The sequence below is a fragment of the Dongia sp. agr-C8 genome (assembly GCF_054658695.1).
Window position 1 is genome coordinate 1,581,541 of the sequence record NZ_BAAGHZ010000001.1, and the last position, 11,485, is coordinate 1,593,025.

An 11,485-nucleotide genomic window follows, 5' to 3' on the forward strand; every position below is an offset into this window, starting at 1 on the left:
GTGGAGGCGGCGAAATTGGCATCGCGCGGCGGACGGGCAGCAGGCCAGGGTGCGACCGAACCGGGAGAGGTCTTCGCGCAGTGGCCCGAGGGCGTCGATTTCGGCCCGCTGGCGGGACTGATCGGCTATGCGTTGCGGCGCGCCCAGATCGCGATCTATCGCGACTTCTTCGCGACGGTCGCCGATCTCGGATTCACGCCGCAGCTCTTCGCCGCGCTGGTCCTGATCGACCGCAACCCGGCGCTCAACCAGTCCGATCTCGGCCGCGTCATGGGGGTCAACCGGGCGGCCGCGATGGCGCTGGTCAAGCGGCTCGAGGCCATGAAGCTGGTCGCGCGCCAGACATCGGATACCGACAAGCGGTCGAACAGCGTCGGGCTGACCCGGCTCGGCCGCGCGCGCCTCGCCACCCTGGTCGAGAAGGTCCAGGCGCATGACCGGCGCGCCGCGCGGAATCTGAACGCGGCGGAGCTTGAAATGCTGCGCCGGCTGCTTGGGAAGTTCTGATGCTGACGCCCGGCTTCGACTACATCGCGACGTTCGAGATCGATGTGGGGCCGGCGCTCGAGGCCGGTCCTGGCTGCCGCGTAATCCCGGTGATCGGCGGCCGGGTGCGCGGCCCGCGCCTGAGCGGCACGATCCTCGCCGGCGGTACCGACTGGCAAAACGACGTGGCGGACGACACCGTGCGGATCGGCGGGCGCTGGATCTTGGAGACCGATGACCTCGTGCGGCTCCAGGTCGAGACGCCCGGCATCCGGCAGGCCGATCCGCAGGTGCTCGCCGCACTGCGATCCGGACGCGACGTCGATCCGGCGTCCTACTATTTCCGCGTGGCGCCGCAGTTTGTCGTCGCGGACCCGGCCTATGCCTGGCTGCAACGGGCGGTATTCGTCGGCACTGGCGCGAAACGACGGCAAGGTGTCGCGATCGACGTCTTCACGGTGACGTAGAGGGCCGCCGGGCGCCGCTCTAAGCGGCCTCGTCGGCGACCATGTGTCCACCGCCCACATCCTGCAGTGCCACATACTCTGGCTGGTAGTCGACCGGCCGGAACGGGCTGGGGACCTCGCCTTCGGGCGCCTCGCGGGCGAGGTGACGGCGCGACGGGTCGGCGATCGGCACGGCGCTCAGCAACTTCTTGGTGTAGGGATGGCGCGGGTCGCCGAGCACCGCCTGGGCCGGCCCTAGCTCGACGATCTGGCCGAGATACATGACGGCGACGCGGTGGCTGACCTGCTCGACCACCGCCATGTCGTGCGAGATGAACAGGTAGGCGACGCCGAGCTCGTCCTGCAGCTCCTTCAGCAGTTCCAGGATCTGCGCCTGGATCGAGACGTCGAGCGCGGAGACGCATTCGTCGGCGACGATGATCTGCGGATTCAAGGTGAGCGCGCGGGCGATGCAGATGCGCTGGCGCTGTCCGCCGGAGAATTCGTGCGGATAGCGCGACATGTGGTCGGCGGCGAGGCCGACGCGCTCGAACAGATTGGCGACGCGGTCCCGGATCTCCGAGCCCGACGCGATGCCGTGGATCACCAAGGGCTCGGCCACCAACTCGCCGACGGTCATGCGCGGGTCGAGCGAGGCCATCGGGTCCTGGAAGATCATCTGCATATGGCGGCGCCAAGCCTTGACGTCGTTGCCGAGGGCGGCGCCTTTCAGCGCGACCGCACCATGGCTCGGCACCAGCTTCAGCAGCGCCTTGCCGGTGGTGGACTTGCCGCAACCGGATTCGCCGACCAGCGCCAGGGTCTCGCCGGGCTTCAGGTCGAAGGAGATCTTCTCGACCGCATGCACCCGCTGGGTCACGCGCGGGATCAAGCCGCCGCCGCGCACGTCGAAGCGCACGACCAGGTCTCGGACGTCGAGCAGCGGCGCTTCAGCCGGAAGCGGTGCCGGTGCACGGCCGCCATCGGCGAATTTCGGCACGGCGGCAAGCAGCGCCTTGGTGTAGTCGTGTTCCTGCTGCCGGAAGATGCGGCTGACATCGCCGGTCTCGACGGCGCGGCCACGGCGCATGATCACCGCGCGGTCGGCGGTCTCGGCCACCACGCCCATGTCATGGGTGATCAGGATGATCGCGGTGCCGGTCTCGCGCTGCAGGTCCTGCATCAGTTTCAGGATCTGCGCCTGCACAGTGACGTCGAGCGCGGTGGTGGGTTCGTCGGCGATCAGGATCTTCGGGCGACAGGCCATCGCCATGGCGATCATCACGCGCTGGCGCATGCCGCCGGAAAGCTCGTGCGGGTATTGCTTCAGGCGGCGCTTCGGCTCGGCGATGCGAACAGCGTCGAGCATCTCGACCGCGCGCGCGGTCGCCGTATTGCGGCTGAGGCCGAGATGGCGCATCGGGCCTTCGATCAGCTGGTGCCCGATGGTGAGGATCGGGTTCAGCGAGGTCATCGGCTCCTGGAAGATCATCGCGATCTCGTGGCCGCGGATCGCCGCCATTCGGCGTTCGGAGAGCGCGAAGAGATCGGCGCCGTCGAAGATCGCCTTGCCGGCGGCGATGCGCCCGCCCGGCTTCGGCAGCAGGCCCATCAGCGACAAGGCGGTGACGGACTTGCCGGACCCGGATTCCCCGGCGATGCAGAGCGTTTCGCCGGCGTTGAGATCGAAGCTCAGGTCCTCGACCACGCGGACGGCGCCCTTTGGCGAGGCGAAGTCGACGCTCAAGCCTTCGACGCGAAGGAGGGGCGCGCCGCCGTCCGCCGTCACTCTAACACGATCCGCGGGAAGTAGAACGACACCACCCAGTTCGGCATGTCGACGATCTCGCTGATGCGCAGGTCGCCGCAGACCGAGCAGAGCATGTAGGCATCGACGGCTGAGATGTTGTGGCGCTTGGAGAGGAGGTCGACCATGCCGCTGACGGCAGCCTTGGCGCCTTCCATGAGATCCGTGCCGATGCCGGTGGTGACGTCGTAACCCTTCTCGTCGAGATGACGGGTCACCGGGCCGGGGGTGCGGAAGCGCGGGAAGGTGAGGTTGGCGTTCTTGACCAGCTCGAGCTTCACGGTGACGTCGAGCTGGCTTTCAATCGCCGTGCCGCAGACCTCGCCGTCGCCCTGCGCCGCATGGGTATCGCCGAGGGAGAAGAGCGCGCCTTTGACCTCGACGGGCAGATAGAGCTCGGAGCCCTTGGCGAGGTCGCGGATGTCCATGTTGCCACCGACCCGGCGCGGCGGGACCACCGAGTGATGGCCGGGCTCGGCGGGGGCGAGGCCGATGGTGCCGGCGAAAGGCTTCAGCGGCACCCTGGCCGGGCCGAACATCGCCGGCGCGAGGGTGTTCGCGTCGTATTTCCAGATGTTGATCGCCGGTTCCTTGAACTGGTCGGCGAGCAGGCCGAAGCCCGGGATATTCGCGGTCCAGCCCCAGCCGCAGGGCTTGAAGTCGATGAGGGTGACCTTGATCGCATCGCCCGGCTCGGCGCCGTCGATCGCGATCGGCCCCAGCGTCGGGTTCACCTTGGAGAAGTCGAGATTGGGAATGTCCTTCGCGGTCCAGCTCGGGGTGATCTGGCCGGCGGAGGAGTCCTTGCATTTCAGCTCGAGCGTCTCGCCGGAGCCGACGGTCATGATCGGTTTCAGGGAATTGTCCCAGCCGAAATGATGCTGGTGATCGTGGATGGTGTGGCGTGCGGACATGATGGATCCCGGATTGAAAGAGAGCGGCGGCCGGGGCGAGGCCCGGCCACCGTCGTTCGGGTTTACTGCGCGTCGACCGCGTAGACCTCGTCATAGTTGACGGGGATGTGGATCGGATCGGCGAAGATGCCGTTCGGACCCGCGACCCGCTTGGAATGGATCACCACCGCCTTCTCGTTGAAGACCGGCGCCCAGGGCGCGTCCTTCATGAGATCGACGAAGATCTTGCCCCATTCGGCGGCGCGCGCATCGGCCTGCGCGGGATCGGTCATCGCATTCGCCTTGTCGGCGCGGGCATCGAGATCCTTGTTGCAGTACCAGGCCCAATTCCAGCCGCCATCGACCGCGCCGCCGCAGCCCAGGATCGCGGTGTAGAAGTTGCTGGGATCCGGGAAGTCGGCGATCCAGGCCATGCCGCCGGACCAGATCATCGGCGCGCCGTCCTTCTTGCCGCCGGCGGCGATGACGGTGCCCTGGTCGAGCGACTTCAGGTTCGCCTTGATGCCGATCTTGGCGAGGTCCTGCTGGATCGCCTGGGCGATGCGCGGGTTGGGATCGACGTTCATGACATAGAGGTCGGTCTCGAAGCCGCTGCCGACTCCGGCCTTTTCCAGGAGCTTCTTCGCCTCGTCCACGTTGTAGGCATAGCCGGTGTAGCTCTTGTCATAGCCGGGCATGGCCGGCGGCAGCGGCTGGTTCGCCGGTACCGCGCGGTTGTTGATCAGCTTCACGATCGCGTCCTTGTCGATCGCCATGTTGACCGCCTGGCGCACTTCCACTTTGTCGAAGGGCGCGATGTTGACGTTCATCGAGACATAGCCGGTCTGGAGCTGGTCGGTGATGGTGACGAGATCCTTGGTCGCCGGGTCCGCCAGCACCTCGGCGTATTTCGCAGGCGGGATGCCGTCGCCGGCAATGTCGATCTCGCCCTTCTGCAACCGCAGCAGCGCCACGGTCGGGTCCTGGCCGATCTCGAAGGTGATCTTGTCGAGATGCGGCAGTCCGGCGCGGAAATAGTCCTTGTTGCGCTCGAAGACGATCTTCTGGCCGCTGGTCCACTCGCTGACCTTGAAGGCGCCAGTGCCGACCGGCTTCTTGCCGAAATCGGCGCCGGCCTTCTCCACCTCTTCCTTCGGCACGACGAAGGAGAAGTTGAGCGCCATCAGATGCAGCATGGTGGAATCGGGATGCGAGAGCTCGATCTTCACCGTGTAGTCGTCCGGCGTGGTAATGCCGGCGAGCTCGGTCGCCTTCTTGCCCTGGAAGTCCTCGAAGCCCTTGATCGCGCCGTAATAGCCGGCGCCGGGGCTGGCGGTGTCGGGGTTGCAGGTGCGCTCCAGCGAATACTTGACGTCGGCGGCCTTCATCTCGCGGCCGTTGTGGAATTTGACGCCCTTGCGGAGCTTGAAGGTGTAGGTGAGGCCGTCCGGCGCCACTTCGAAACTTTCGGCGAGATCGGGAATGATCTCGGTGGTGCCGGGCTTGTAGTCGAGCAAGCCGTCGAAAACGCTCTTGATCATCGACCAGTTCTTCCAGTCGTAGCCGATCGCGGGATCCAGCGTGGAGATGTCGTCCTTGAAGGTGACGGTCATCTCGCCGCCCTGCTTGACCTCGCCGGTGGCGGCCGGCGTTGCGGCAGCCTCCTGGGTGGCTGCCGGTGCCGCCGGTGCTGCAGCCGGGGCGGCGGCGGGCTCGGCGGGCGTGGCAGCGGATTCCTGGGTGGCCGCGGGCGCGGCGGGTTCCGCCGGCGCGGGTGCCGGCGCCGGGGCGGTCTGGGTCTGCTCGCTGGAGGCCTGTTCTTCCTTCTTCTCGCCGCAGGCGCCGAGCGCCAGCAGGGCGACCACAGATACTGAGATCAACAGCCGGTTCATGTTCATGTCCCTCTCCGTCGTGTTTTTCGTTGCTTGCTTACTTGAGCTTGATTACTTGAGCTTGATTCTGGGATCGATCAGCGGCGCCACGAGGTCGGCCAGCAGATTGCCCAGCACGATGGCACAGGCGGCCACCAAGGTCACCCCCATGATAATGGGTATGTCGATGGTCTGGATCGCCTGCCAGGCCAATTGGCCGATCCCCGGCCAGCCGAACACCGATTCCACCACCACGATCCCGCTCATGAAATAGCCGATGTCGAGCCCGATCATGGCGATGATCGGCAAGAGGCCGTTGGGCAGCACGTGAATGAGGACGATCCTCGCCCGGCTAAGGCCCTTGGCGCGGGCGGTGCGCACGTAGTCCTGCCGCAGCACCTCGATGATGCTGGAGCGCATCATGCGGCCATACCAGCCGCCGCCCAGCAGCCCCAGCGCGATCGACGGCAGCACCAGGTGCCGGAACGACCCATAGCCGCTCAACGGGAACCAGCCCAGCCAGTTGCTGAAGACATAGAGGAGGGTATAGGCGACCAGGAATTGCGGGGTGGAGACGAAGAGCAGGGCGCCGATCATGACGCCTTGGTCGAAGGCGGTGTTGCGCTTGAAGGCGGCGATCGTGCCGGCGGTGAGGCCGATCACGAGCTCGCAGACGATCGCACCCAGCATCAGCAGCAGGGTAGCGGGCAGGCGTGCCGCGATCAGCGATGCGACCTCGGTGCGCTGCACGTAGGAGCGGCCGAGATCGCCCTGCACCAGATTGGCGGCGTAATGCAGATACTGCTCGTGCAGCGGCAGATCGAGGCCGAAGGCGTGCCGGACCTGCTCGACCTGGGCCGCACTGGCGGTGCGGCCGGCGATCTGGCGCGCGGGGTCGGCGGGCAGCGCGTGGGTGATCAGGAAGGTGATGATGCTGATGCCGATCAGGGTCAGCAGCATCTGCACTAGGCGGCGGAGCACGTAACTCACCATCGGGGGCTGCCCATCAGTGCCGCCCCCGCAAGGTCGGGTCGAGCAGGTCGCGGAGCGCGTCGCCGATCAGGTTGAAGGAGAGCGCCAGGATGCCGATGCAGGCGCTGGGGAAGAAGACCAGCCAGGGCGCGGATTCGAAATAGGTCTGGTTCTCGTTCACCATATTGCCCCAGCTGGGGGTCGGCGGCTGCACGCCGATGCCGAGGAAGGAAAGCGTCGCCTCGGTCAACGAGGTGGTGGCGATGCCGAGCGTCGCATAGACGGTGATCGTCGGCACGAGATGCGGCAGCAGATGCCGGAACAGGATGCGGCCGGCACTTGCGCCGAGGCTGCGCTCGGCGGTGATGAACTCGCGCTCGGAGAGCGAGATGGTTTCGGTGTAAGTGACGCGCGCGACCTGGACCCAGTTCACCATCGCGATCACGATGACCACGATCCAGAGGCTGGGGTTGAACATCGCGGCCAGCAGGATCGCCAGCAGCAAGGCGGGGAAGGCGGTCATCAGGTCGGTGAAGCGCATCAGCAGGCTGCCGGCGATTCCGCGCAGGTAGCCGGCGGTGACGCCGACCAAGGTGCCGATCGCGCAGGCGATGGTGTTGGCGATGATGGCGACGATCAGGGTCGCCTGGGCGCCGAAGATCAGCCGCGAGAGCAGGTCGCGGCCGAGCGTATCGGTGCCGAGCCAGTACTTACCGCCGGGCGGCAGCGGGCTGCCGAAATCGGTCAGCCCGTCCTTGTGCATCTCGGCATAGGGGAAAGGCGCGATCCAGGGCGCCAGCAAGGCCAGGAGCACGAAAGCGACGATGACGATCAGCCCGAGCAACGCGAGCTTGCGCTTGAAGAGCGCCTTGAGGATCGTCATCGCCTTGAAAATCCGCTGTCACGAAAACGCCGCAGCATAGGCTGCGGCGTGACGCGGTCAACTGATTGAAAAGGGGAGGGCGCTGGAGAGGGACCCGCGGGTCAAGCCCGCGGGTGACGGAACTCGGATCAGCGCGCCGCCGGCCTGCGCTCGGTCATCTGCAGCGCGCGGCGCTGCTCGCGGGCGAAGAATTCCGGCGTGTGATCGCCGAACGGCCCGCCGTGATGCTCGCCGTGGCTCTCGGCATGGGCATGCGCCCGGCGCTCATGACGGTTCTCATGGCGATTCTCATGCCGGGAGTTGGCATAGGTCTGGCTCGGCAGCCCGTCCGAAGTGACCGGGCCCACCACGCCACTGGCAACGCCCGCGACGACGACCGGTGCGATCGGGTGATCGGCCACCACCTGGTCGGCGATCTCCGGCAAGGCGGTCGCGGATGCCAGCTTGTCCTTGCGGTGCAGTTCGGCGGCGGGATGTGGGATCGCCGCGTCGATCGCATCGACGCGCGATTCCTGCGGCTGCTCGCGGTCGCGACGCGGGCCGCGGCCATTCGACCGGCCGCCGCGCTCGCCTCTACCGCCGGTGCGCTCGCCGCGCTCACCGCCGCGGCCACGGCCACCGCTGCGGCCACGCCCACGGCGCGGCGCTTCGTCCGAGAGCTCCTGGGTGGTGATTCCCTCGATGTTGACCCGGGGGATTTCCTTGCCGATCAGCTTCTCGATCGCCTGCACCGCCTTGCCGTCTTCCGGCATGGCGAAGGTGAAGGCGCGGCCCTCCTTGCCGGCGCGGCCGGTGCGGCCGATCCGGTGCACGTAGTCCTCGGCGTGATGCGGGGTGTCGAAGTTGAAGACGTGGGAGAGGCCCTTGATGTCGATGCCGCGCGCGGCGACATCGCTGCAGACCATCAGGGTCACTTCGTTGTTCTTGAACTTCTCCAGGGTTTCGGTGCGCTTCGACTGCGGCATGTCGCCGTGCAGCTGGGCGGCATTGAACCCGTGCTTGCTGAGCGAGCGGTAGAGGATATCGACGTCCTTCTTCCGGTTGCAGAAGATGAGCGCGTTGGTCACTTCTTCCGACTTGATCAGGCGGCGCAGCGCTTCGCGCTTGTCCAGCTCATCGCAAACCACCAGACCCTGGGTCACCGTGGTCGCGGTGGTGGCCGGCGCGGAGACGGTGATCTCCTTGGGGTTCATCAGGAAGGCGTCGGCCAGCCGCTTCACCTCCGGCGCCATGGTGGCGGAGAAGAACAGGGTCTGGCGGATCTTCGGGATCAGCGAGACGATGCGCTCGACATCGGGGATGAAGCCCATGTCCAGCATGCGATCGGCTTCGTCGATCACCAGGATCTTGACGTCGTTCATCAGGATCTTGCCGCGCTCGAAGAGATCGAGCAGGCGGCCCGGCGTGGCGATCAGCACATCGACGCCGCGGTCGAGCTTGCGTTCCTGGTCGGTGAAGCTTTCGCCGCCGATCAGCAGTGCCATCGAGAGCTCGATGTTCTTGCCGTACTTCTCGAAGTTCTCGGCGACCTGCGCCGCGAGCTCGCGCGTCGGCTCGATGATCAGCGAGCGCGGCATGCGCGCTTTCGTGCGGCCGTGATTGAGGATGTCGATCATCGGCAAGACGAAGGCAGCGGTCTTGCCGGTGCCGGTCTGTGCACAGCCGAGCACGTCGCGTCCCATGAGGACGGTCGGGATGGCCTGAGCCTGGATCGGGGTTGGGGTCTCGTAGCCGGAATCGGCGATAGCGCTCAGGAGTTCGGGGCTAAGCCCCAGATCTGCGAATTTCATGTTGTCCGATGCGGGCGATTGCAAAGGCTTTCGAAGCGACGGTTGCCCGCGAGTCCAAGTCACTTAAGCCGCCGGAAATATAAGAAAAATCGCTGTTTTGTCAATGTGAAGGGGGGTGCGCTAAGGTCGCATGGCTCGATTATGCGAGAGGTCCCGGCATGCTGCTCGAACGTGCGAAGTCCCTGTTATTGCTGGTGGATATGCAGGAACGGCTGGTTCCCGCCGTGGTCGATGCCGCCGATGTGACCGCGCGTTGTGGCGTCCTGCTGCGGGGTGCTTACGAGCTGGGTGTGCCGATCCTGGCCTCGGAGCAGTATCCGAAGGGGCTCGGCGCGACCTTGCCGGGACTGACCGGTTTCATCACCCGGCGGCTGGAGAAGATGGAATTCTCGGCCTATGCGAACCCCACCATCCGGGATGAACTGAAGCGTGCGGGCCAGCCGCAACTTATCCTGGCCGGGGTCGAGGCCCATGTCTGCGTGCTGCAGACCGGGCTCGACTTGATCGAGGCGGGCTACCAGGTCTTCGTGGTGGCGGACTGTGTTTCCTCGCGGCGCGCGGAGAGCCGGGAAGTGGCGCTGCACCGCGTGGCCCGCGCCGGCGCCACGCTGATCACCGCGGAAATGGCGTTGTTCGAGTGGCTCCGGAGCGCGAGCGCCCCGGAGTTCCGCTCGATCAGCAAGATGATCCGCTAGCAGTTCGGAAAGAAGCAGGGCGGATCGCGGTTGGGATCGACCCGCGGGAAGAGCTGGACCGTCACCTGGCGCAGGAAGCTCTCGAAGCGGGGATCGCTCGGACCCCGGATGTCGTCCACCGAGCCGATCAGGTAGGTCGTGGCGCTGCCGCCGCCGCGGCAGAGCGCGGCGACCACGGAGATCGTGCTCGACATCTGCTGGGTGCCGCCCATGCTGCAGGCGGAGCCGCGATCCGCCGCCGTCGGGCCGAAGGCAATGTGGACGCGGACACCCTGGCCGGTTTCGGCCTTGGCGGACGAAGGCTGGATCGCGTCGTTCACCAGCCGCTGCAGGTCCTCCTGCGGGATGCCGAATGGATTGCCGGAAACGTCGGCATAGAGCGGTCCGGTGTAGGGGATATGCGCCAGCGCGGTCGGGTCGTAGCTGGAATCGACGTGCACATAGTTGACCGTTCCGGGCGCGCAGCCGGCCAGCAGCGCGAGCGCGGAGAGGAAAGCGATGGATCGGCGAGACGCCGAAATCGGGGACATGGCCAAGAGCTCCTTCAAAGGCTTGATGCCGGCCCTGGCCATCCTCTAAGCCAGAGCCTTCAAGCCGCAAACGCTTGCCCCACGGAACAGCGCAAAGTCTTTCGCATGACCGTTCACCTTGTCAAATTATGCGTCGGCATCGAAAGCATCGACGAACTGGCCGCGTGGTTCGACAGCGACGACTGCAGGAAAGCCAGGAAACGCAAGGGTCTCAGGAGCCCGAGCGAGCACGCGCACTGGACCCGGATGAAGCCGAAACGGCTCGCAGAGGTGCTCGACGGCGGCTCACTCTATTGGGTGATTCGCGGCCGAATCTGCGTGCGGCACCCGATCCTGCGCCTCGACGATGTCCAGGACGAGAAGGGCAATGCCTATTGCGCCATCGTCTATGAGCCGAAGATGATTCTCACCGAGACGCGGCCGCGCCGGGCGTTTCAAGGCTGGCGCTATCTCGAGGAGGAGGACGCGCCGGCGGATCTCGCGGACCAGCGCGCTGCGCTCCGCGCCGCGCGCGCCGAAGCCGATCTCCCGCCGAAGATGGTCGCCGAGTTGAAGGCGCTCGGTTTGCTATAGGTGGCTGCTCAGAACTGGATTTTCCGCGGCTTTCCGCGCATGCATTTGCGTCAGGCAGATATGCATTCGGCGCGAAATCTTTTCTGCTTTACATCCCGGAACGACTCGCCTAAAAACCGCGCCACCCGAGCGGGGCGCCTTGCAAAAGGCGAAACGCGAAGGGGATCGGCGGTGCGTCTCGGCGCAACCTTTCGGTTGAGGCTGAGGCGCTTGAAACGCCTCTCTAAAATAACTATAGTTGGGGTTTCGTCTCGGGCCGAATCGCCTGGGCGTCTCCTGCGGTTCGCCGCACGCTGTTTGACATTGTAATATTGACGAGAAGGGATACGCGGGCGGCGGGTCCTGGGACAGTTCTTCGGAACTGAGTTCTGGGCTCTTGCTGTCTTCGTTATCTCGAGACGTTGCGGTTCTTTGGCTGAGCGATCGGCTGGAGGGCATGTAGCGTTTCATGCAGTAAGGAAGACGCGTTTAAGCAAGGACCAACGTTGACGGATCGACCGGAGCTTCGGCTCTGAGAGATCAGGTTAACCTGAGAGTTT

General features: G+C 65.8%; 11 protein-coding genes. 4 read left to right on the plus strand and 7 right to left on the minus strand.

Annotated features, from left to right (window positions below; all coding sequences use genetic code 11):
* Positions 1 to 15 precede the first annotated feature (15 nt).
* Positions 16 to 507 (plus strand): MarR family winged helix-turn-helix transcriptional regulator, encoded by a 492-nt coding sequence (locus ACYQ4T_RS07305; RefSeq protein WP_459851981.1) that lies wholly within the window; start codon positions 16 to 18, stop codon positions 505 to 507.
* Positions 507 to 953, plus strand: coding sequence for a DUF3237 family protein (locus ACYQ4T_RS07310; protein ID WP_459851983.1), 447 nt, complete (start codon positions 507 to 509; stop codon positions 951 to 953). The genes ACYQ4T_RS07305 and ACYQ4T_RS07310 overlap by 1 nt, the downstream gene beginning before the upstream one ends.
* Before the next feature lie 19 nt (positions 954 to 972).
* Here the strand turns inward: ACYQ4T_RS07310 and ACYQ4T_RS07315 are convergent, their stop codons facing one another.
* The 6 genes from ACYQ4T_RS07315 to ACYQ4T_RS07340 form a co-directional block, all read right to left on the minus strand.
* Positions 973 to 2,721, minus strand: coding sequence for an ABC transporter ATP-binding protein (locus ACYQ4T_RS07315; protein WP_459851985.1), 1,749 nt, complete (start codon positions 2,719 to 2,721; stop codon positions 973 to 975).
* The gene (locus tag ACYQ4T_RS07320; protein ID WP_459851987.1) at positions 2,718 to 3,653 is read right to left on the minus strand and encodes an acetamidase/formamidase family protein; all 936 of its coding nucleotides are present in this window, start codon (positions 3,651 to 3,653) and stop codon (positions 2,718 to 2,720) included. Before ACYQ4T_RS07320 ends, ACYQ4T_RS07315 begins: the two co-directional genes overlap by 4 nt.
* 62 nt (positions 3,654 to 3,715) lie before the next feature.
* A complete protein-coding gene (locus ACYQ4T_RS07325; RefSeq protein ID WP_459851989.1) occupies positions 3,716 to 5,530 on the minus strand; it encodes an ABC transporter substrate-binding protein in 1,815 nt (604 codons plus the stop codon).
* Positions 5,531 to 5,575: 45 nt separating this feature from the next.
* Entirely contained in the window at positions 5,576 to 6,496 is a 921-nt protein-coding gene (locus ACYQ4T_RS07330) for an ABC transporter permease (protein ID WP_459851991.1), read from the minus strand.
* 13 nt (positions 6,497 to 6,509) lie between these two features.
* Complete coding sequence (locus ACYQ4T_RS07335) at positions 6,510 to 7,358, minus strand: ABC transporter permease (RefSeq protein WP_459851993.1); 849 nt, start codon at positions 7,356 to 7,358, stop codon at positions 6,510 to 6,512.
* Between the two features lie 128 nt (positions 7,359 to 7,486).
* Complete coding sequence (locus tag ACYQ4T_RS07340) at positions 7,487 to 9,148, minus strand: DEAD/DEAH box helicase (RefSeq protein ID WP_459851995.1); 1,662 nt, start codon at positions 9,146 to 9,148, stop codon at positions 7,487 to 7,489.
* Between the two features lie 158 nt (positions 9,149 to 9,306).
* On the opposite strand from ACYQ4T_RS07340, the gene ACYQ4T_RS07345 reads away from it, so the two are divergent.
* Entirely contained in the window at positions 9,307 to 9,843 is a 537-nt protein-coding gene (locus ACYQ4T_RS07345; RefSeq protein ID WP_459851997.1) for a hydrolase, read from the plus strand.
* Here the strand turns inward: ACYQ4T_RS07345 and ACYQ4T_RS07350 are convergent.
* The gene (locus tag ACYQ4T_RS07350; RefSeq protein ID WP_459851999.1) at positions 9,840 to 10,373 is read right to left on the minus strand and encodes a hypothetical protein; all 534 of its coding nucleotides are present in this window, start codon (positions 10,371 to 10,373) and stop codon (positions 9,840 to 9,842) included. The genes ACYQ4T_RS07345 and ACYQ4T_RS07350 overlap by 4 nt on opposite strands.
* Before the next feature lie 105 nt (positions 10,374 to 10,478).
* Here ACYQ4T_RS07350 and ACYQ4T_RS07355 point away from each other — a divergent pair, with 105 nt between their 5' ends.
* Entirely contained in the window at positions 10,479 to 10,946 is a 468-nt protein-coding gene (locus ACYQ4T_RS07355; protein ID WP_459852001.1) for a DUF1489 family protein, read from the plus strand.
* Positions 10,947 to 11,485: the final 539 nt, after the last annotated feature.

Bases quoted from the DNA above. Each gene is read 5' to 3' on its own strand.
- ACYQ4T_RS07310 (WP_459851983.1), top strand. From the start codon at position 507: ATGCTGACGCCCGGCTTCGACTACATCGCGACGTTCGAGATCGATGTG.
- ACYQ4T_RS07320 (WP_459851987.1), bottom strand. From the start codon at position 3,653: ATGTCCGCACGCCACACCATCCACGATCACCAGCATCATTTCGGCTGG.
- ACYQ4T_RS07325 (WP_459851989.1), bottom strand. From the start codon at position 5,530: ATGAACATGAACCGGCTGTTGATCTCAGTATCTGTGGTCGCCCTGCTG.
- ACYQ4T_RS07330 (WP_459851991.1), bottom strand. From the start codon at position 6,496: ATGGTGAGTTACGTGCTCCGCCGCCTAGTGCAGATGCTGCTGACCCTG.
- ACYQ4T_RS07335 (WP_459851993.1), bottom strand. From the start codon at position 7,358: ATGACGATCCTCAAGGCGCTCTTCAAGCGCAAGCTCGCGTTGCTCGGG.
- ACYQ4T_RS07340 (WP_459851995.1), bottom strand. From the start codon at position 9,148: ATGAAATTCGCAGATCTGGGGCTTAGCCCCGAACTCCTGAGCGCTATC.
- ACYQ4T_RS07345 (WP_459851997.1), top strand. From the start codon at position 9,307: ATGCTGCTCGAACGTGCGAAGTCCCTGTTATTGCTGGTGGATATGCAG.
- ACYQ4T_RS07350 (WP_459851999.1), bottom strand. From the start codon at position 10,373: ATGTCCCCGATTTCGGCGTCTCGCCGATCCATCGCTTTCCTCTCCGCG.
- ACYQ4T_RS07355 (WP_459852001.1), top strand. From the start codon at position 10,479: ATGACCGTTCACCTTGTCAAATTATGCGTCGGCATCGAAAGCATCGAC.